Consider the following 18,210-nt stretch of genomic DNA (forward strand, 5'->3'; position numbering starts at 1 on the left):
GGTTTCGTCAATACCTGAGGTATTATTTAAGCGAGGATTCATGATCACGAGTGAACAGGTTCGAGCGGCGCGCGCGCTGTTGCGGTGGGAGCAAAAGGACTTAGCCGAGACCTCTAAGGTTTCGCTGCCATCTATCAAGCGACTGGAAGGACAGCCCGGCCCTCTCGCGGCGCAAGACCGCACGGTGGATGCTATAGAAGCCGCCTTCGTGACGGCCGGCGTCCTGTTTCTTGATGCTGGAGCCATGACCGAAGGCGGCGCAGGCGTGAGGCTGAAGCGATGAGCGACGTGCCGGCGTGGATACAAGCAATGCAAGCGCTCGCAACGCCAGCAATCGCCCTGGCTGCTGGCGTTATCGCGTATCGTCAATGGCGCACTGCACATGAGAAAGTCGTGCTCGATCTTTTCGAGAAGAGGTTTGAAGTGTTTATGTCGGTCAGAGAAATAGTCAGCAAGGGCGGCAATCGAAAGCTCTTCACCGATCTGGGTCTCGCGAACGAGGTCTTAGCGCGGGGTCGCTTCTTATTCGGAAGGGATGTTGTCGACGAGCTTGTGGAAATCCATCGCATTTGCGGTGAGGTGGACGTTGGATCGCAGACGGCATTCATGGAAATGCATCGCACGTACGATAGAGTTCTCAAAAAGCTGGAGCCCTACATGAACATGCACCAGAAGAAAGCCTCGTTCAGTGAATGGATCGCCGAGCGTAACCGCATCCGCCTCAGCTACGCCGACGCCAAGCAGAGATGAGCAAGACACCCGGGACCAAAACTTCGTTAAAGTGATTATGCCTTTTGAAAGACTCGCGCTATACGATCACCACAATCGCGTTCTATGGGGATAGGAATGCAAGTTTACCACTCAGACATTATAGCTGACTTCTTCCGGTCGCGGGCAAATCCCGATGTTGGAGATATCCTCTCCAATCTGAAGTTGCAGAAGCTTTGTTACTACGGTGCCGGCATTATGGCGGCAGTCCGCCAGGATGACTCACGCCCGCTGTTCTCCGATAGGATCGAGGCTTGGACGCATGGGCCTGTAGTTCCCGCCCAATATGGACGGTTCAAGCACTTCGGATCGAGCGAAATCCCACCGATCGACAATTTTGATGCCGAGCAGCTAACTGCTCGTGATCGCGCAGTCCTGGACAATGTGTATGATTTTTATGGCCAGTATTCGGCTTGGAAGCTTCGCAACATGACGCATGACGAAGCGCCGTGGAAAACCGCATTCGCCCGCGAAAACAAAATCATCACAACCAATGAGTTGACGGAATTCTTCTTGAATGAGGTCAATGAGGATTATGTGAAATCCTATCATGAAGCAGCGTAAGCAGGATTCCAAAAGCCCGTTTAACTCTGCTATGGGCTCGGCCGCGAGTGATAATGCGGATGCTCAGCCGCCCATCTTCTCATTCGAAAAAATGGCTGCCGATACCGGCTACAGCGTGACATGCTGCCAAAATGACGATCAAGCTGCTCTTTCGCGACAGCTTTTCACCCTATCTCGATTGACGTGGCGGGATATCAAATCTGCACCTCGCCACGGACTCGGGACGGAGAAAATGGACAGGGCGAGCATAGATGCTCCGTTGCCCAAATCCATCACCGAAGATGTAACCTTTTTGATTCTGCGCTTTAACGGAAAAAAGGCGATGATCGGCTATCGCGATGGCCGGACATTTCACATCCTCTTGTTAGATCACGATTTTTCAGCCTACAAACATGGTTAGGTTGAGCCTCCAAGAATTCGCCATCAGGCGTCAAGACGCACGGTAGGCCTGATCATTTCCAGTTCTCTTTGCCGTCGAGACCGGGAGGCGCTGAGCCTTCCGGACCCATGCCATAGCGGCCATCCAGCCACGCTTTCACAGCGGGCCAGTATCGACGATTGGCGAAAAGCGGGTCTGGCGTCGGAAGTCCAGACTTCGTCGCGCCAGGAAGCGCGATCTTGAATTGCTCGGTGGTGAGGCCCAGCCGCTCGGCGCATTGGCCCTCGGTAACGAAGAGTGCATCTGATTTTGCCATTGTGTCCTCCTTTTGACGGGAGGATCATTCAGGCCACCGCGCAGATGTCAACGACTTCAAGTGGGTCTTGGAGTTCTCCCGGCTTTGTCGCCCTACGAGGAAGGTCGACGAGGATTATGCCAACGCGTAAACCGCCCAACCACAGCGGAAAGGCTTCAGGCCCCATGCCGCGACCGTGTGGGCGCCCGAAATTCTCAAGCTTGTTGGAGTAGCTCTCCTGTAGTCCCGCTCGCGCGTCCAGCTCGATACATGTCATGCCGAGGGCGTGGCGCCGACGCACCATCGTCTCAACGAAATCGCCGTAGCTCTGGATGACCTGAGAAACGATAGGGAAGCCGAGCGCGGTTTCGGCCGGCTCGACGGTGTTCAATCCCTGCAGCCCGTCCCAGTGGTCCAGATCAGTGGCTTTGAAATAGTATCGGCGATTGATGCGAGAGGGCTTCGGAAAGCCCAGATGCTCATCTTTGAGCCAGCGACAAAGCGTCCGCCTTGAAATGCGGTAACGCTCCATCACAGCGATACTGTCAAAATGGATCGTCTGCATCTTCGTCTTCATGACTGACCTTAAGCAGCGGAGGCTTTGGAGCGGAGGTCCGCGATGGTAACGTCCAGGTTTCTGAAGATATGTGCGAAGAGATGCTCGAAGCCCGCATGCTCCTCAGCGGCCCAGTCTTCGTCGCGGACTTGCTCCGGGGTCCACTGAAACTGACCGTACATTCCAGCGGGCACGCCGTCGATCTTGGAGAGGGCTCGCCCAAGCCGGCCCGAAATGCGCATGATGACATTTGGGACCTGAAGATGTGAGATGTGTTTTTCCTCGGAGACAGACATCGCCAAGTCGTTCATCTCGGAGGAGATCGAGTTCAGCATGCTGAGGCCGGCGGCGAGGGAGTTTGCCAGAGCTTCGACGTCAGCCGTCTTATCGACGAACGATTTGACCTTGGCCCGGATCGCTGCCGCCACAGCTTCCTTTTGGTCGGCTTGCCAGGCGGCACGAGCACGCGCGTCGTCCTGTTCTGCCAACCGTCCAGCCAATACGAGCGCGTCGTCGATCGCTCCAAGTTCATCCGTCAGTTCAACGATGCGAGATGTCTTGGTGAACTTGACCCCGGCCATAAGGGCTTCGGCTCGCTGCGCCTTCAGCCCTTCAAGCTGAGCTGCAAGCTGCTGCTTCTGTGCGGTAAGTGAGTTGAGGCGTTCGCGGTTCGTCGTGTTCATTTTTCTTGATCCTTAGGTGCCATTTAAATGTGCCATAAGGTGACAAGAGAAAAGCGAGCGCACAAAGCACAACAAAAAACGCTGTAAAAACAACAAATTTAGTGCTCTGGATTAGAAGCCGCCGGCTCTTAGCTGCAAGCGCAGGTTTGCGGGAGGGATGGCGCATACCACTGCCCCCGAATATGTCTTTCCCTGGGTCAATATGGGTGAGAACCTCAAGCAACGGCCGATCCGGCCGCGTGGCATCAACCCACCGCTTGCCGTCGTGGCGAAGGCCGTTCAGCTGCGGGTGATGTTTCACATTGAGGTGGATATCATCATCCGGCATTTCGGTGGCGCTCGATCGCGGCGCTGAGTATGTTGAGGTCTTGCCCATAATTGGCGATGGTGGCGCTATGCGCGATCGACTGGCCAGCAAGCACGGCATTGATATCGTCTTCAACAAGGCTCGCAACTTCGCGTTCAACCTTGTTTCGCCGCGCTTCGAGTGCCTCTAAGCTGATCTTGGGCATGCGGCTTTCTCCAGTATCTCAATTCGTTGTTTTAGTTCGTCTATGGCCAGACTATGGAGGGCGGAAATCGGGCGATCACTGACCATCAGATTTTCCCCTGTGGCATCGACGCCCTCGGGGAACACCGACAAAACCCGTCCGGCCAGGTAGCCGAAGTGTTCGCGGTCATCTCCAATCATGCTGTAATGGCTGGATGCGCTCGCCAATCCGGAGACTGTGTCGAGAGCGCTGCGGCCAAATGGGCGGAAGTTTTCCTTGAGCCGCTCATCAGAGACGGACGAATATACCCCGGTCGCGGCGTTGAACTGCCCACGGTTTGTCCAGGTCGGGGATGCTGTCGTGTTTGTGTTGATCTCAAGGTAGAGGTTTGGGAAAGACGCATCGAACGTGGCGAGCCGAAATTGACGGGATGCGGTGGTGTTGCCGATATATGTGGCACCCGCGTCGAAGCCGCCATTTGTGTTAAGCGCGCGGATCTCATTGGTTTTCAAACGGAGCGTGGTCTGCGAGCCTGCGGACTGGTCCGCGTGAAAATATGCGCGTAACCCCTCAGCTGTGTACCATCGGAAGCCGTAAAGCGTTGGCATCAGGATTGCAGGCACCGTAGGGCCGTCCGCCGCCACCGAGCCGTTCCCGAAGACTATACCTGTCCGGTATTTAGCTCCATTGGCGATGACGTTCATCGCGTTGGAAATGTCGTGCTGTCCTGCACCCACATCGGGACGGCCGGCGCTCAACAACAGACCGTTGATTGAGTTAACCTGCGCATAGTCGTAAGGCGTCATCAACGAAACTTCAGGATCAACGCCTGCAGCACCCATATTGACAGAGCCGATTTCCACACCATGAGAGCGCCCGGACCCGTTGTCGCGACGGTTTTCGAAATAGCCGCCCCACCCCATGAAGGTGGTGTTAAAATCGCCCGTCCGCGCGCGGTTGTTGTGGCTGAACCCCCAGACACCAATGCCACTGAAGTAAGCCGGGGCAACCGCGTCTGAGGTGCGGGATGCGCCTGTTACCGCAAGAGCGGTGCCAGGCTTGCTAAGCGAGGTGAACATGCTAACGGTTTCAGCTTGCCCTGCAATTGCCTCCAGCCACCCGATCGAGCCAACTGCGGCGCGACCGTTTCTGTATAAGGTCAGGAGGTCAACTTCAGCGCTGCCAGCGGTCGTAATTTGAGACCAGACAAAAGCTTTGTTCATGCCGACGCCGTTGACGTACATGTTCCGAATGTTTGTCTCGCCATCAGCATTGGAACGATTGTGCGAAACGATCATGCCGATATTGTCGGCTGTCGTCGGGATTGTCTGCAGGTTCTTGAACGTCTTAAGCAAGCCGTCTGAGATGCGAAGATCGCCGGTTTTTACTTCATTGCCAGCGCGCTGAACTGCATTGTCCGCCTTTGCTCCCTGCGCTGCAGTCGCCGTGCCTGCCATGTTCACAAATTGCGCCGGGTCTAAATTCTGCAGATTGTTACCTACCCACCCAAGTACCATCTGATCTGACGGCTGGGGGACGGCAGGAGGCGTAACCCCATACGGCACTTTGAAGGAGCGCTCGATGTCCCGCCGAGCTTCCTGTATCTCCGCAACAATAGTGTTGAGGGCCAAATTTTGATCACGGATGGGAAGAGCCCCTCCTGCTTGAAACAAATTTGTCCGGCGCGGGTCGCGCGAACCAACGACTTCGACCTTGCCTGTTATGCCGACGGCGAAAACGGCTCTCGCGTTAATGGAGACCCCTTCGACATAGGTGGCCGAAATCGTAAAATCGACACGTTCGACCCCGTCAAGGTAGACGGCGATGTCATCGTTGTCGAACACAGGAAATCCCGCCGGGAAGTCGGTTGTCGCGACTACGGGATTATATTCGGAGATGCGATCGTCGGGCGATGTGATGGACATGCGCACGATAATCGTCGTGCAAAACCCTCGCCGCAAAGCACACTGCCATCCTTCATAAAATCAATGGCTTGCACCAGTTTGAGGCGGTAGTTTTTTCACTTCAGGTCGATTGCTTTACTGACATTCGGGCTGCGCGACGGGAGCGCGTCACCCGGTGCCCACCAGAACGATTGCCCGAATTCCTTCTTCATCCGCTTTTCATACCGGCCGAACGTCTGCCTGTAATTCGGGTCGATCATGGTCTGCAGCTGGTCGAAGATGATGCGATCCGTGGCGATCTTCGAGAACCAGAGCGAGGAACCCGGCGTCCAAGCTTTCATATATTGGGCGAGCGACCTCCCGGTAAATCCATTTTTCATGAAATCTGCGACCGACAAGATTGTGCCGGGACCTGGGCCGAGAAAATATTCGGTCAGACCTTCGCCGCCTTTTGCGGTGCCCGTTGCCACGATATCCGCGAGCATGCCGGCACCGCCGCCGCGCAGAAAAGCTGTAGTCCAGAATTCGGGGCTTTCCATGGGATTCATATTTTGCAGATCACGCCCAGCAATGATGGACTGCATCTGTGTCGTGACGGCGCCTGCCATGGTCAGGAGAACAACCAGCTTTGTGCCGTAGCCAATCTTATTCCAGGTACCGTCTTGCATGGCGGCGCGGGTAAGGTGCGTCATCATGTAGGTGATTGGAAAGCTTTTGAACTGCGCGGCGGAACGAACGATCTCGCCCATGAAGGTGCCGCGCTGCTGGCCACCGGACATCGCCCCGCGGATACGCGAGTCCGGCTCGATGACAGCGAAACGCCGCTCGTCGAGTATGGCCGACATCAGCCGGTCGCCTAACTCCTGATCCTCTACCCCGTTCACGTCGAAGAATTTCGCGCCGTCGGCTTCCAGTTGCGGCGTCACGCGCAGCTTGTCCCACTGCTCCGGCGTGAAGCCGTAGCGCTTGAGGAAGCTCTGGAAAGCAGGCTCCAGCTTGTCGAATGTGTGATCAGCCTGCCGAGCAATGAAGCCGTTGAACTCCATGCCCCATGCCCGCTTCAGGCCTTCAGTCCACACGTTGATGCCGGAAACCCGCATAATCAAGTCGGCAACGCGCCCGGTTGCCCCTTGGCCGACAACCTCGTCCGCGAACCGCTTCGAGCCGATGGCATGATCCATGATCGAGGCAGCGGTCAGGTTGATCTGTCTGGCAATGGCTTCCGAGCCTTCGCGGTTAATCGTGAGATCCTTCACCAAGCGGGCGAGGACGGCAGTTGCAGGAATACCGTTGTGGCTGGCGGTAAGGGTCGCTGTGACGCTGTCACCCGGAAGGGCGGCTACCACAGCCGATCCAAGGCGCGCAGCGGTTTGAAGGTTTCGGATGCCGCCGCCGATGCCTGCAATCAACTCGCTTTGAGCCACGCCGAGCTTGCCCGTGAGAGCGTCGAACGTCCGCTGGACCGCTGCCGGGCTGTTCAGCGTGACGGATCGGCGGAATGCCTTGCCAGCCGACCTATTTCTCACCGCGTCATCCTCTTTTGCGGCTTCGAGCAGTTTTTTGAACGTGTGCTCATAATTCGGGCCGAGTAGTTCGACGGTGGCAATCTCCTTACCCATGCCGCCGAGGTGGCCCATCATGGTGTTGTAGAGGCCGCCGTCGCCAATGCCATATTTCTGCATCATCCGGATGTAAGACTCCGGATCTTGGAACCGGAACACGCGGAGCTGATTGGAAAAGCCCCCGGTACCGCTGTTCGCCTTGCCGAGGGTGATGTCTTTATAGGCGTTGGCGATGATGCCGCTGACTGCCCCGCGTGGTGCATCGCCCTGACCAGCCTTGTCCATGACGCGGATATTTCCCGCCTCATATTCAGTCCCAGATCGTTGACGAACTGGGCTTGCGGGAATTTCTTCACCCGGCTGCTGTCCCAATTCTGTGGCAGGCGCCAGTCCTCCAGCACTGACAGAGGTTTGCCGGCGCGCTTCACCCGGGCCACTGCGTATTCCGTCGCCTGCTTCCATCCAGCCGTTGCCGACTTCGCGGCCTGATCGCCGGTATCCTTGCCGAATAGCTCACGCACGATGTTCCAAATGGATTCGGTGTCTTGGCTGAGACCGGCCATCCGAGAAGCATAGGGCTCCATCGCGCCGTTCATCATGCCAAGCAGGCGCTTTGTCACGTTCTCGCTGTGGCCGTCGATATGGATCGCATTTCCCATCGCTGCGCCGCCTTCGAGGTTGTCACGGACGAGAAGACTGTGCAGCCCGACTGTGAGCCCATTCGGGTGCTGCTGCATACGATTCAATGCATTGGAGTAGGCAATGGCTTGTTTCGCCGCCATTAGCTTGCGCTCTTGCGCCGCCTGCGCCATCACGCGGGCCGCCTCAAGCGCTCCGGCGGCTTCAGCCGACGCTGGCCCCATCGTGGGATAGAGACGCCCCTGTATGCCCTCATGCAGTGCCAAGGCATCATCAGCCGCCTTTTGGCTGATCCGGTTGGCTTGAACAAGGCGCGCAAGGCAGTTGGCAATGCTCATACTATTTCACCTCCCCGGCAGCAGATTCCATCATCGCCGCAACCGTCGCCTCGATAAGCCGTGCCGCGTCGATTTCCTCGTTCGCCTCCAAGAAAATCTCGTCCAGCCGGCGGCGGCCTTTGCCGTCGTTAAGGTCGGCCAACGCCGTTGCTGTGTTGACAAAATCTGGCTCGAATGAAGAGGGCCGATAGTTGGGGCTACCTGTGTCACGCTTGCTGGCGATTTCCATGATTTTCCTCGATCTTTCAGAGGTGAACAAATATTTGACAATTATCGTCGTGCGAGGAGAGGCCGGCAAACGCACTGGGGCAATTGACCAGCAGTCGAAGCCGTGAATAGTTGCCCGAAACGGAGGGGCTCATGAAATCAACTGCAATCGTGGCGGCTTTGGCTGCATTGATAACCACAGACGCCGGCGCTCAAACGCTCCTGGATACCGAATGCAGAGATTACCGCGAGCGCATGAGCATAAACAGCAAAACCATCGAGCGACCAGAGACGCCATACTGTGCGACATCGTTCGGCCCGTTCGACGAGTTTTCCTTCGAAACCTGCAAACGCAACATGGAAGAATATCAACGCAAAGTAGAAGGCTTCAGTGAATGCCTGGTCGCCGAAAATAAACGCGCTGTCTCTGAATTCAACGAGGCTGTTCGAAGTTTCAACCGTCGAGCCAGCAACTGATCGACGTTTGCTGAGAGTGGAAAATTTCTCAGCGGGGAAATTCATCGTACAAGGGTGGACTGGGAATATGGCGGCCATTTTTGCCCCCCACCCTCGGAAGAGAGACCTCCCCAGGAGCAAGGGGGGGAGGGGGATGAAACCGTTACCCGCCGTCAACACCATGCTGCTCAACTGGTAAGTCGATCACGGTATGATCAATGTGCCGATCGCGCGCGTGGTCATCAGGTCTGAGGTCCAGCACGTAGCCAGGCGTCACGTTCACCGTGTTGTTCACCTGCACATTGACCTGCTGACCGGGTGGATCGAACGCCAAGGTCTTCGCCGCTTCCAGTATGACCCGGGCGCCGGCGGCATTCGATTTCAACTTGGCATCGTCTCTGATCGCAGCAATCGCACGAATGCTGGCTGGACGTTCACCGTTGCGCATCGCTGCCATTTGCTGTTGGAAGTAGCCTTCGACCGCCGGCTTGAGCCGTGCAGCCCTAAGGGCTCGATCGGTAATTCCCGCACGCTCCGCAGCCGCTTCAAGGGTGACCGGTGCCGCGCGGTCTTCGTCGAGGCCGTGCACGAGGATCTCGATAGCCTTCTTCACACGAGGCGTAAGACCTGATCCGCGGCCGCTGGGTTTAGTCCGGCCGGGCTTCGACAACTCGCGGCGGCGAGCTGTCATAAGGGCTTTCGGATCGTGATCGTGCCGGGTAGCCATTGGGTGCGTCAGCTTTCGGCGGCAACTGTGAACGGATGCTGCATGGCGCTGTGACCAGAGGTGTAAGCCTCAGGCTTGTTGTAGGGAACGAAGAGCGGGTCGTTCAGCGCCGCCTTGCGGGCTTCAGGCGGGAAGGGCTCGTAGGACCACTCTTTGGGATGGTTCTGCACTGCCTGCCGGGCGTCGAGCCCAGTCATCGTTGCGGCTTCGCCGTTGATGCGGTGGATGGTTACTTGTACGGGCATTGGGGTGTCTCCGTTTGCGGTTTTCGATAGTAACGAATGCGCCGGCGGACGAATAACGTAGCTGAAAGTCGCGCTTCATGTTGCCCGTGGGTTGCCCGAAGCGCGACTCTCTATCCCGTCTATCACCTCAGGACTTCACGAAGATACTGTTTCGTAAGCTTTTTCGCAATACTGGCCGCGTTTTTGCAGGCGGATATAAACCGCTTGGTTTCTGATCGTGCCCTTTTCCGACACCGCGGATTTCTGCAGGGGCTGGCGGGACCGTTCACAACACCTCATTCCGCTGTTCGATCCTCACCTTTCGAAAGGCATTGAGTTGGTTATGGCCGGTAAGGTGGCGCTCTCCCGCGCTGTGCGCGGATGTGGATGTCAATTTATCTTCTCGATTTTCTTATCGATGTCGGTCTCGGTCTCGATATCCTTGTCGATATCAACTCTCCTTCTCTCTCTCCCTCTCTCCTTATGGGATCAATCACAGTGACAAAGACAGTATTGCGATGGGGTCGAGAGGGGGTCTAATACCCCCTGCCATTTCTCGCCAACGATGCCTGCAATCGGGGTGAAGCCGCTTGGTTGGGTGGCTGGTCCGTTTCCTCTTTCGGCTTGGACGACTTGCCGGAATCGCCCGCCCAACGTGCTTCTGCCGCCTGTAGGGCAGGGCCGATAACATCGAGCCTGAGTGTTTCGCTCTCCATGCTCTCGACCTGGCGAACGTAGCCTTGGAACACCTTTGGAGCGGGCTTCGTTGCAAACCGCAGCCACTGGTCGACATAAAGCTCCTCAGAGTCCTCGTCGTAGTGGATAAGGCCGACTTCCTGCAGGCGGTGCCTGCTCTCTGTGACGCGGGCGACTTCCCATTGCAGATCCGCGGCGGGCCAATGATCCGGGCAACGAAAGAAGCCCAGAGAGTTCTGGTTCTCACTGGTCATGTACCAGAATAGCAGGAGCTTATCGTCGCTCGTTTTGATTGATCGGAAGCGCTTGGAGCGCCAGATTACATGGTGGACTTGGTTAAAGGGCCATCCGGCGCTCATCGTGTTTTCCTCCCGCATCGGCAGGTGAAGGGACCGTCGCGGCGGGACAGTGCAATTCTAACTTTACCTTGGTGCCCGCACTGGCACCTGATGATTTTTGTGATCATTGTATCGGCCAACATGGCCTTATCCAAATCGGCTCGAATCGCCTCTTTTGAGACTTTCGGCCGACGTGGACCGGTGGCGATATACCCGCCATCGATCGGCTCATAGCCGCGGCCGGCAATGACCTGGCGAGATCTGTCTTTCGAAAAATCGCGCCGGGTCATGCGAAATCCTGCCTGCAGACTCGGAAGTTAGTCGCCAGCGCTGAAGCCTCGCACGCCTCAAGCGCCGTCAGGCCGAATTGGCGCCTCAGGTGCGGAATGATCGGATGCGGCGGCTCTCGCTGGTCAGCTAGCCATTGTGCCGCGAGGATCACAGCTTCGTTATGCTCGTGATCGGCGCCGGTCATGCGGCGGCACCATCGCGATGTGAGGCCAACTCTTCGAGGTACTGATTGATTTCAGCCTCGACCCACATCACGCGACGAGATCCTACCTTTACGGGCTGCGGAAATCTTCCAGCTTTGATGAGCTTGTCGAGCCATTGGCGCGAGAACGGGATTCCGCGCACATTAAGGTCTTTGAACGATAGGAGTCGCATTTTTCACCTCTATTTGACCGCCATTGCCCTTTCTGTCCGAACTAGACGCGCAGGATCTAATGCTCCGAAAGAGCGTAGATACCTAGTCGCGCGCAGGATTCTCGGACTTACTTATGCTGCCGTGGGTAGCTGGCGATGACTTTTGGACCTTGTTGTCCAGAGGGAAAATCGATGGCGTCTCCGTTGTTTTAAGTTGGCACTAGATTACCTACGTGAGCCAACACTTATTGATTTGTTCTCGCTTAGGGGATTCGTCAAGCGCTTTCTTTTGTAAATACCAAGACATTATCATCCGCTGACGGAGACACGATTTTCTTTAGTGCGGCCGCCCATCGGTCAAGAGCTTCTCGCATCTCTGGCTCAAATTCATAGTGGTCGTAAACTCGGCGAAGACCAGTCTTACCATGGCCAATCACCATCTCGGCTATGTCCGCGTTCACTCGCAGCGAAGAGAGCCGAGTGCGAACGGTTCGACGAACATCATGAAACACCCATGCGGGAAGCTTCGCTTCGGGATCATCCTTTTTCAGGATTTCGAGCATCGATGCATCGAGAGCGCTCTTAGCGCGGCTGAAGCCATTGATAGGCTTTCTCCCCTCGGTTGAGCTGAACAGAAAATCGCCGGCATCGTCGCCTGAAAACTCTGGCAGATCGTTGAGCAGAGCAAGAGCATCAACCGATAGCGGCACAATATGAGATTGCCCGGATTTGAAACGTTCCTCTGGGACAGTCCACAACATCCGGGTCTTGAGGTCGAACTCCGACCACGTTGCTTCCGAAACCTCAGATTTTCGCTGGCCCGACAGCATTAGCAGTTTGTAGAACGGCCCGAGAGGGTACGGCGTTGCGTCGGCAGCAGCCCAATAAGCTTTGATCTCATCATTGGACAGAACCCGCACGCTCGACGTTTTCGAGAGCTTGAAATGTTTTGGCTGCAGGTGCTGTGTGGGGTTCACCGTTAACCCGTAGCCCTGGCGCCGCTCCGGCCACATCGCCCAGGCGAAGATCGCCTTGATGTGTCCCCAAACGTTGTAAGCCATCCCCGGTGCCGGGCGATCACGGATTGCCCCAATCAACTCTGCGATGTCGGCGTCGGTGACATCGACGACTGGTTTCTTTGCCCAGCTGTTGGCCCAAATAACTTTGTCATCCTTATCCTTTCGCACGAGCAGCTCGCGCCGGATTTCACGCGCGTCTTGCTCAGCGTGCCGGTTACGTTTTCGAGTTGGTATGTCTTTGAGATAGTCCTCGACAACCGCGGAAAATGTGTTCTCTCGCTTCCGCGCCTGTTCTGTCCGCGCGCGAGCAAGTTCGTCTCGTGGGTCTATTCCTCGCTTCAACAAAAGGAGCCATGTCTTGGCTTCTTCGCGTGCAGCCTGAAGACTGATCGCAGGATACTCGCCGATCGCTCTGCGGGTCGGGTTCGAGCTTCCGGGGAAACGTGCGATCAAGACGAACGTTTTCTTCCCTTTCTCCGAAACTCGGATGGAGAGGCCGGAAACCAATTCATCCCGGATCTCGGTTCGCGAACCAGCCGCCGCGGGTTTCAGGCCTGCAATCAGATTGTCGGTCAGCCGCTTCTTGTCGGTCGGCATCTGTTTTCTCCGGGCAACATGGGGCAACATTTCACTGTTGATATCAGTTACATCCAGTTGGTAAAGTCAAGCCATAAGGAAGGGTGAAACCCCAGTATTTATGGGCTTTCGGAGAGAGGTGTTGATCTCAGTTAGCCTCAGTTTCGAGTAAAACTGGCGGCTCATAACCGCTTGGTTGGGGGTTCGAGTCCCTCCGGGCCCACCATTTTCCCCCTGATCCACCCTGCCGGTGCCTCACGCTCAGTTCGGCTTGGCACCGAGCGCGTGCAAAATGCCGCGCAGTTCGGCGAGGCCGCGCAGGCGGCCGATGGCGGGGTAGCCGGGGGTGACGGTCTTTTCCAGGTCGTCGAGCATGCGGTGGCCGTGGTCGGAGCGGAAGACGATGGTGTTTTCGGCCGAGCGGCGGCGGTCTTCGGTGACCAGTTCCTTCAGCACTGCGACCATGTCGACATCGCCGTCGAGATGTGCGCTTTCGTGGAAGCTGCGGCCATCGCCTTCTCTTGTGGTGGCGCGCAGATGGGCGAAATGGATGCGCGCGGCAAAGCGGCGGGCAATCGCCGGCAGATCGTTGCCTTCGCGGACGCCAAGACTGCCGGTGCAAAAGCACATGCCGTTGGCGGGCGAGGGGACCGCGTCGAACAGGGCGGCATAGTCGTCTGCGGTCGAGGCGATGCGCGGCAGGCCGAACAGCGGGCGTGGCGGATCGTCCGGATGCAGGGTCAGTTTTACGCCGAGCGCCTCTGCCGCTGGGGTGACGGCCTCCAGGAATTCGATCAGGTTCTGGCGAAAACGGCTGGCGTCGATGCCGCCATAGGCGGCGAGGCGTTCGCGAAAGCCGGGGACCGTCATCGGTTCGGTGGTCGAGCCGGGCAGGGCGGAGGTGATGATGCGGGTGATCTCCGCCATCTCGGCTTCCGGCATCGCCTCGAAAACGGCTTTGGCACGTTCGCGATCTCCGGCCGAATAGCCGTTTTCGGCGCCGGGGCGCTTGAGCACGAAAAGATCGAAGGCGGCAAAGCGCTCGTGGTCGAAGCGCATGGCGGTGGCGCCGGTCGGGGTGACGAAGTCCAGCTCGGTGCGCGTCCAGTCGACCACCGGCATGAAATTGTAGCAGATGATCTTGATGCCGCAGGCCGCGACGGCCGCAAGGCTGGCAATCCAGGCTTCGATCTCGGCCCTCGCCTTGCCGCCCGTGCGCTTGACGGCATCGGGGATGGGGATGCTTTCGACCACGGACCAGGTGAGCGGCGAGCGCCCAGTGGGCGTGGTTTCGATCAGGTTTTGGCGCTCGCGCACTTCGCTTTCCGTCCAGGCGCGGCCGATCGGCACCTGATGCAGCGCCGAAACGATATTGGTTGCTCCGGTCTGGCGCACATCGTCCAGCGTCACCGGCGCATCCGGCCCAAACCATCTCCATCCCTGACGCATGCCTGCTTCTTCCTCCGGTTCGTTCAGTTTTGTTCTTATTCAGCAAAAATAATCGGGATGCATGATCCGCAATTCGGCAACGTCGGGAATGACGGCGCCCAGATGGTGCATCATGGCAGTGCGGGCGCCTGCGACATCATGGGCCGCGATGGCATTGCGGATCGTCACATGCTCTTCGATCACGCTCTCCATGCGTCCAAGCGCTGGCAGGGTCAGGCGCCGGGCGCGGTCGATCTGGATCTTGACGGTTTTCAGAATGGCCCAGATACCGGGATAGCCGGCGATGCCGGCGATCGTCTCGTGGAAGGCCTCGTCCTGTTCGTGGAACAGCGAGGTCTCGTTATGGGCGGCATGGAGGCGCTGGCGGGCGATGATCGCGTCCAGCCTGGCGATGTCGGCTTGTGTGGCGATCGCGCTTGCCGATTCCACCGTCGTTCCCTCCAGCGACTTGCGGATCACCACGGCTTCGGGAATGGCGGCGACCGGCACCAGCGATACGAAGGTGCCGGACTGGGGAAAGATATCGACAAGCCCGGCCTCCGCCAGCCGCAACAGCGCCTCGCGCACCGGCGTCCGGCTGACGCCGAATTCCTCGGCGATCCGTTTTTCCTGCAGCGGCATGCCGGGCGGCATCTGCAGCGAGGAGATGGCCGAATGCAGCCTGTCGTAGATCGCCGACCCGGCCGTGACACGCCGAAGCTTTGCTGTCGCCGGCTCTGCAAGGAGGGACACGACGACGGGGCTTGGGGGTGATGACGGCATGAGGTCTCTCGAAGCGTTGACACTGTTGTGAATACTAGTATATCAGTTTCACAACGTTGCCAAGACGTGAAGCGGAGGAGCGACAAGGAATGGCATTGCACCCCGACAGGCTGTTTCCTGCCGACCCCGGCACGCGGGCGATCGCTAGGCAGCTTTACGATACCGTTCAGGGACTGCCGATCATATCGCCGCACGGCCATACGGATCCGTCCTGGTATGCGGAAGACAAGCCGTTTCCCGATCCTGCCGCGCTGTTCATCACCCCCGATCACTATGCGACGCGCATGCTCTATTCGCAGGGCGTGCGGTTGGAGGATCTGGGTGTTGCGCGGCGGGACGGCGCACCGGTCGAAGCCGATCCGCGTGCGATATGGCGGCTGTTTGCCAAGCATTTCCATCTGTTTGCCGGAACGCCGACCCGCATCTGGTTCGAGCATTCGATGGAAACGGTGTTCGGGATTACCGAGCGCCTGTCGCCAAAAACGGCGGACGCCCTGTTCGACCGGATCGAGGCGGCGATCCCGACGCCGGCGATGCGGCCGCGCGCTCTGTTCGACCGCTTCGGCATTGAAGTGATCGCCACGACGGATGGCGCGCTTGACGATCTCAGGCATCACGATGCGGTGCACAATTCGGGGTGGCATGGCCGCGTGGTACCGACATACCGGCCGGATGCGGTGGTGGATCCGCAGATGCCCGGATTTGCGGGAAACCTTGACCGTTTCCTTGCCATGACCGGTGAGGCGGCGACATGGGATGGTTATCTGAATGCACACCGGGCGCGCCGCAGCTTTTTCAAACAGCGCGGTGCAACAGCCACAGACCACGGTCATGCCAGCGCCCGGACGGAAAACCTGTCGTCCGGCGATGCGGCGGCACTCTTCGACAAAGTGCTTTCCGGCCGAACGGATGCGGCAGAAGCCGCTGCCTTCCGCGGCCAGATGCTGACGGAAATGGCGCGGATGAGCCGGGATGACGGGCTGGTGATGCAGATCCATCCGGGTTCCTATCGCAACCACAATCCCTCGCTGTTTGCGGATTTCGGCCCCGACAAGGGGGCGGATATCCCGGCGGCAACCGATTACGTGCAGGCGTTGAAGCCGCTGCTCGACGCTGTCGGCAACGACCCGGCGCTGACGGTGATCCTCTTTACGCTCGATGAAACCGCCTATTCGCGCGAATTGGCGCCGCTTGCCGGGCATTACCCCGCCCTGAAGCTTGGGCCTGCCTGGTGGTTCTTCGATAGCCCTGAAGGCATGCGCCGCTACCGCGAGACGACCACGGAAACCGCCGGGTTCTACAATACGGTCGGCTTCAACGACGACACCCGCGCCTATCTGTCGATCCCGGCCCGCCACGACATGGCGCGGCGGGTGGACTGCGCCTATCTCGCGAGGCTCGTGGCAGACCACCGCCTCGACGAGGAAGAGGCTTCCGGTCTGGCGCGCGCACTCGCCTACGGGCTGGCAAAGAGGGCCTATCGACTGTGACTATCTGGCAGACGGGCGCAGGAGGCGCCCGCTGCACAACAAGGGAGGAGAACGACATGAACGTTACGCGCAGGACTTTTGTCGGCGGAGTTGCCGGCTTGACCGGTCTGGGCTTTTTGCCCGGCCGGCTTTTTGCACAGCTCAAGGCGCCCGCCAGCCCGGTCGCCATCACCGTGGTTGATGTTGCCGGCAATCTGGCTTTGACACAGGGCATGCTCGAGGCCTATGCGGCGGCAAAGCCGGAATGGGTATCGAGTTTCGCCTTCACCAAAGCCCCGGCACCCGAACTGCCCGCCAAGCTCAAGGCACAGCAGGCCGCCGGCAAGGTCGATATCGACCTTGTCCTGACCGGAACCGATGTGCTCGCCGCCGGTCTCGACCAGGGGCTGTGGATCGATCTTGCTGCTCATAAGGGCGACCTGCCCAATCTGGAAAGCATCCTTTTGCCGCAGGCCTTCAAGATGCAGGCGCTGGCCAAGGAACAGGGTGTCGTCGTCACCTATTACCCATCCGGGCCGCTGATCGAATACATGCCTGACAGGGTTGCGACACCGCCAAAGACGGCTCAGGAACTCTTGGAATGGTCAAAGGCCAATCCGAAGAAGTTCATGTATGCCCGCCCGGCCAATTCCGGCCCCGGCCGCACCTTCCTGATGGGGCTTCCCTATATTCTTGGCGACAGCGATCCGCGCGATCCGGTCAAAGGCTGGGCAAAGACCTGGGAATACCTGAAGGCTCTGGGTGAAAACGTCGAATATTACGGCACCGGCACGACCCAGACGATGAAGGAACTCGGCGAAGGCACCCGCGACATCGTCGTTTCAACGACGGGGTGGGATATCAACCCGCGTGCACTCGGCATCGTTCCGACTGAGGCCAAGGTCGGCAAGCTCGAAGGCTTTCACTGGGTGACGGATGCGCATTACGCGGTCATTCCGAAAGGCGTTTCCGACGAGAAGGTCGCCGTTCTGCTCGATATCATCAACTTCATGCTGCAGCCGCAGCAGCAGGCGATCGCCTATGACCAGGGCTATTTCTACCCGGGCCCGGCCGTCAAGGACGTGACGATCGAGATGGCGCCGCAGGAGAGCCAGGACGCCATCAAGGAATTCGGCCGTCCGGAATATGCCGATTGGATCGCCAACAATCCGCTGGAAGTGCCGCTGGAGCCTGCCCGGATCGTTGAGGCATTCCGCATCTGGGACGAACAGATCGGCGCCTCCAAGGGCTGAGCCCTGGCTCCGCTGGTACGAGCTTTGACGATTGGGCGATCGAGGTGGATTACCCCCCTCTGTCGGCGACGCCAACATCTCCCTCGCAAGGGGGGAGATCACCCCCAATCCTTCGAGCACATCAACGAAGGAATGATCTCCCCCCTTGTGGGGGAGATGTCACGGAGTGACAGAGGAGGAGAAATCCGAGCCTCTGAATCATTCACGCAT

The 18,210-nt window shown here is 58.2% G+C and carries 22 protein-coding genes; 7 read left to right on the forward strand and 15 right to left on the reverse strand.

The genetic code is table 11. From position 1 onward, the window contains the following. The first annotated feature begins 40 nt into the window (after window positions 1–40). The 4 genes from ACP7E6_RS01935 to ACP7E6_RS01950 all read left to right on the forward strand — a co-directional run bounded on the left by ACP7E6_RS01935 (window position 41) and on the right by ACP7E6_RS01950 (window position 1,732). Window positions 41–283: a transcriptional regulator gene (locus ACP7E6_RS01935; RefSeq protein WP_426227401.1), complete on the forward strand. Its 243-nt coding sequence runs from the start codon at window positions 41–43 to the stop codon at window positions 281–283. Then, window positions 280–750, forward strand: a complete 471-nt coding sequence (locus ACP7E6_RS01940) for a hypothetical protein (protein ID WP_426227403.1) — start codon at window positions 280–282, stop codon at window positions 748–750. Before ACP7E6_RS01935 ends, ACP7E6_RS01940 begins: the two co-directional genes overlap by 4 nt. 96 nt (window positions 751–846) lie before the next feature. Beyond that, window positions 847–1,332: a Panacea domain-containing protein gene (locus tag ACP7E6_RS01945; RefSeq protein WP_426227404.1), complete on the forward strand. Its 486-nt coding sequence runs from the start codon at window positions 847–849 to the stop codon at window positions 1,330–1,332. After that, a complete protein-coding gene (locus ACP7E6_RS01950; RefSeq protein ID WP_426227406.1) occupies window positions 1,319–1,732 on the forward strand; it encodes a hypothetical protein in 414 nt (137 codons plus the stop codon). Before ACP7E6_RS01945 ends, ACP7E6_RS01950 begins: the two co-directional genes overlap by 14 nt. Before the next feature lie 52 nt (window positions 1,733–1,784). Here ACP7E6_RS01950 and ACP7E6_RS01955 read toward each other — a convergent pair whose 3' ends face one another. The 7 genes from ACP7E6_RS01955 to ACP7E6_RS01985 all read right to left on the reverse strand — a co-directional run bounded on the left by ACP7E6_RS01955 (window position 1,785) and on the right by ACP7E6_RS01985 (window position 8,408). Then, a complete protein-coding gene (locus tag ACP7E6_RS01955; protein WP_426227408.1) occupies window positions 1,785–2,027 on the reverse strand; it encodes a winged helix-turn-helix domain-containing protein in 243 nt (80 codons plus the stop codon). A 28-nt stretch (window positions 2,028–2,055) separates the two neighbouring features. Then, window positions 2,056–2,583, reverse strand: a complete 528-nt coding sequence (locus ACP7E6_RS01960) for a helix-turn-helix transcriptional regulator (RefSeq protein ID WP_426227410.1) — start codon at window positions 2,581–2,583, stop codon at window positions 2,056–2,058. A gap of 8 nt (window positions 2,584–2,591) precedes the next feature. Continuing rightward, complete coding sequence (locus ACP7E6_RS01965) at window positions 2,592–3,245, reverse strand: hypothetical protein (protein ID WP_426227412.1); 654 nt, start codon at window positions 3,243–3,245, stop codon at window positions 2,592–2,594. Window positions 3,246–3,562: 317 nt separating this feature from the next. Continuing rightward, entirely contained in the window at window positions 3,563–3,757 is a 195-nt protein-coding gene (locus tag ACP7E6_RS01970) for a hypothetical protein (protein WP_426227414.1), read from the reverse strand. Beyond that, complete coding sequence (locus ACP7E6_RS01975) at window positions 3,739–5,661, reverse strand: tail fiber domain-containing protein (RefSeq protein WP_426227416.1); 1,923 nt, start codon at window positions 5,659–5,661, stop codon at window positions 3,739–3,741. The genes ACP7E6_RS01970 and ACP7E6_RS01975 overlap by 19 nt, the downstream gene beginning before the upstream one ends. 95 nt (window positions 5,662–5,756) lie before the next feature. Then, on the reverse strand, window positions 5,757–7,487 hold the full coding sequence (locus ACP7E6_RS01980; RefSeq protein WP_426227418.1) for a hypothetical protein: 1,731 nt from the start codon (window positions 7,485–7,487) through the stop codon (window positions 5,757–5,759). A 693-nt stretch (window positions 7,488–8,180) separates the two neighbouring features. Continuing rightward, complete coding sequence (locus ACP7E6_RS01985; protein ID WP_426227419.1) at window positions 8,181–8,408, reverse strand: hypothetical protein; 228 nt, start codon at window positions 8,406–8,408, stop codon at window positions 8,181–8,183. Between the two features lie 131 nt (window positions 8,409–8,539). Between ACP7E6_RS01985 and ACP7E6_RS01990 the strand changes: the two genes are divergently transcribed. Next, complete coding sequence (locus ACP7E6_RS01990) at window positions 8,540–8,863, forward strand: hypothetical protein (protein WP_426227421.1); 324 nt, start codon at window positions 8,540–8,542, stop codon at window positions 8,861–8,863. 142 nt (window positions 8,864–9,005) lie between these two features. On the opposite strand, the gene ACP7E6_RS01995 is transcribed toward ACP7E6_RS01990, so the two are convergent. The 8 genes from ACP7E6_RS01995 to ACP7E6_RS02030 form a co-directional block, all read right to left on the reverse strand. Continuing rightward, window positions 9,006–9,533, reverse strand: a complete 528-nt coding sequence (locus ACP7E6_RS01995) for a hypothetical protein (RefSeq protein WP_426227423.1) — start codon at window positions 9,531–9,533, stop codon at window positions 9,006–9,008. Between the two features lie 44 nt (window positions 9,534–9,577). After that, window positions 9,578–9,814 (reverse strand): hypothetical protein, encoded by a 237-nt coding sequence (locus ACP7E6_RS02000; protein ID WP_426227424.1) that lies wholly within the window; start codon window positions 9,812–9,814, stop codon window positions 9,578–9,580. 515 nt (window positions 9,815–10,329) lie between these two features. After that, the gene (locus tag ACP7E6_RS02005) at window positions 10,330–10,848 is read right to left on the reverse strand and encodes a hypothetical protein (protein ID WP_426227426.1); all 519 of its coding nucleotides are present in this window, start codon (window positions 10,846–10,848) and stop codon (window positions 10,330–10,332) included. A 265-nt stretch (window positions 10,849–11,113) separates the two neighbouring features. After that, window positions 11,114–11,302 carry a hypothetical protein gene (locus ACP7E6_RS02010; protein ID WP_426227428.1) on the reverse strand — a complete coding sequence of 63 codons (189 nt, stop codon included), beginning with the start codon at window positions 11,300–11,302 and terminating at the stop codon, window positions 11,114–11,116. Then, a complete protein-coding gene (locus tag ACP7E6_RS02015) occupies window positions 11,299–11,493 on the reverse strand; it encodes a helix-turn-helix transcriptional regulator (RefSeq protein WP_426227430.1) in 195 nt (64 codons plus the stop codon). Before ACP7E6_RS02015 ends, ACP7E6_RS02010 begins: the two co-directional genes overlap by 4 nt. Before the next feature lie 254 nt (window positions 11,494–11,747). After that, window positions 11,748–13,088 carry a tyrosine-type recombinase/integrase gene (locus ACP7E6_RS02020; protein WP_426227432.1) on the reverse strand — a complete coding sequence of 447 codons (1,341 nt, stop codon included), beginning with the start codon at window positions 13,086–13,088 and terminating at the stop codon, window positions 11,748–11,750. Between the two features lie 240 nt (window positions 13,089–13,328). Next, complete coding sequence (gene uxuA, locus ACP7E6_RS02025; protein WP_426227434.1) at window positions 13,329–14,516, reverse strand: mannonate dehydratase; 1,188 nt, start codon at window positions 14,514–14,516, stop codon at window positions 13,329–13,331. 39 nt (window positions 14,517–14,555) lie between these two features. After that, a complete protein-coding gene (locus tag ACP7E6_RS02030; RefSeq protein ID WP_426227436.1) occupies window positions 14,556–15,278 on the reverse strand; it encodes a GntR family transcriptional regulator in 723 nt (240 codons plus the stop codon). Window positions 15,279–15,367: 89 nt separating this feature from the next. On the opposite strand from ACP7E6_RS02030, the gene uxaC reads away from it, so the two are divergent. Together uxaC and ACP7E6_RS02040 are read left to right on the forward strand one after the other, a co-directional pair. After that, a complete protein-coding gene (gene uxaC / locus ACP7E6_RS02035; protein WP_426227438.1) occupies window positions 15,368–16,768 on the forward strand; it encodes a glucuronate isomerase in 1,401 nt (466 codons plus the stop codon). Window positions 16,769–16,824: 56 nt separating this feature from the next. Next, window positions 16,825–18,000, forward strand: a complete 1,176-nt coding sequence (locus ACP7E6_RS02040; protein WP_426227440.1) for an ABC transporter substrate-binding protein — start codon at window positions 16,825–16,827, stop codon at window positions 17,998–18,000. The last annotated feature ends 210 nt before the right edge of the window (window positions 18,001–18,210 follow it).

It is taken from the genome of Pararhizobium sp. DWP3-4, assembly GCF_049898205.1.
GTDB lineage: Bacteria > Pseudomonadota > Alphaproteobacteria > Rhizobiales > Rhizobiaceae > Pararhizobium.

Excerpts from the sequence above, each read along its gene's own strand:
- ACP7E6_RS01935 (WP_426227401.1), top strand. The coding sequence starts at position 41 with ATGATCACGAGTGAACAGGTTCGAGCGGCGCGCGCGCTGTTGCGGTGG.
- ACP7E6_RS01940 (WP_426227403.1), top strand. The coding sequence starts at position 280 with ATGAGCGACGTGCCGGCGTGGATACAAGCAATGCAAGCGCTCGCAACG.
- ACP7E6_RS01945 (WP_426227404.1), top strand. The coding sequence starts at position 847 with ATGCAAGTTTACCACTCAGACATTATAGCTGACTTCTTCCGGTCGCGG.
- ACP7E6_RS01950 (WP_426227406.1), top strand. The coding sequence starts at position 1,319 with ATGAAGCAGCGTAAGCAGGATTCCAAAAGCCCGTTTAACTCTGCTATG.
- ACP7E6_RS01955 (WP_426227408.1), bottom strand. The coding sequence starts at position 2,027 with ATGGCAAAATCAGATGCACTCTTCGTTACCGAGGGCCAATGCGCCGAG.
- ACP7E6_RS01960 (WP_426227410.1), bottom strand. The coding sequence starts at position 2,583 with ATGAAGACGAAGATGCAGACGATCCATTTTGACAGTATCGCTGTGATG.
- ACP7E6_RS01965 (WP_426227412.1), bottom strand. The coding sequence starts at position 3,245 with ATGAACACGACGAACCGCGAACGCCTCAACTCACTTACCGCACAGAAG.
- ACP7E6_RS01970 (WP_426227414.1), bottom strand. The coding sequence starts at position 3,757 with ATGCCCAAGATCAGCTTAGAGGCACTCGAAGCGCGGCGAAACAAGGTT.
- ACP7E6_RS01975 (WP_426227416.1), bottom strand. The coding sequence starts at position 5,661 with ATGTCCATCACATCGCCCGACGATCGCATCTCCGAATATAATCCCGTA.
- ACP7E6_RS01980 (WP_426227418.1), bottom strand. The coding sequence starts at position 7,487 with ATGGACAAGGCTGGTCAGGGCGATGCACCACGCGGGGCAGTCAGCGGC.
- ACP7E6_RS01985 (WP_426227419.1), bottom strand. The coding sequence starts at position 8,408 with ATGGAAATCGCCAGCAAGCGTGACACAGGTAGCCCCAACTATCGGCCC.
- ACP7E6_RS01990 (WP_426227421.1), top strand. The coding sequence starts at position 8,540 with ATGAAATCAACTGCAATCGTGGCGGCTTTGGCTGCATTGATAACCACA.
- ACP7E6_RS01995 (WP_426227423.1), bottom strand. The coding sequence starts at position 9,533 with ATGACAGCTCGCCGCCGCGAGTTGTCGAAGCCCGGCCGGACTAAACCC.
- ACP7E6_RS02000 (WP_426227424.1), bottom strand. The coding sequence starts at position 9,814 with ATGCCCGTACAAGTAACCATCCACCGCATCAACGGCGAAGCCGCAACG.
- ACP7E6_RS02005 (WP_426227426.1), bottom strand. The coding sequence starts at position 10,848 with ATGAGCGCCGGATGGCCCTTTAACCAAGTCCACCATGTAATCTGGCGC.
- ACP7E6_RS02010 (WP_426227428.1), bottom strand. The coding sequence starts at position 11,302 with ATGACCGGCGCCGATCACGAGCATAACGAAGCTGTGATCCTCGCGGCA.
- ACP7E6_RS02015 (WP_426227430.1), bottom strand. The coding sequence starts at position 11,493 with ATGCGACTCCTATCGTTCAAAGACCTTAATGTGCGCGGAATCCCGTTC.
- ACP7E6_RS02020 (WP_426227432.1), bottom strand. The coding sequence starts at position 13,088 with ATGCCGACCGACAAGAAGCGGCTGACCGACAATCTGATTGCAGGCCTG.
- uxuA (WP_426227434.1), bottom strand. The coding sequence starts at position 14,516 with ATGCGTCAGGGATGGAGATGGTTTGGGCCGGATGCGCCGGTGACGCTG.
- ACP7E6_RS02030 (WP_426227436.1), bottom strand. The coding sequence starts at position 15,278 with ATGCCGTCATCACCCCCAAGCCCCGTCGTCGTGTCCCTCCTTGCAGAG.
- uxaC (WP_426227438.1), top strand. The coding sequence starts at position 15,368 with ATGGCATTGCACCCCGACAGGCTGTTTCCTGCCGACCCCGGCACGCGG.
- ACP7E6_RS02040 (WP_426227440.1), top strand. The coding sequence starts at position 16,825 with ATGAACGTTACGCGCAGGACTTTTGTCGGCGGAGTTGCCGGCTTGACC.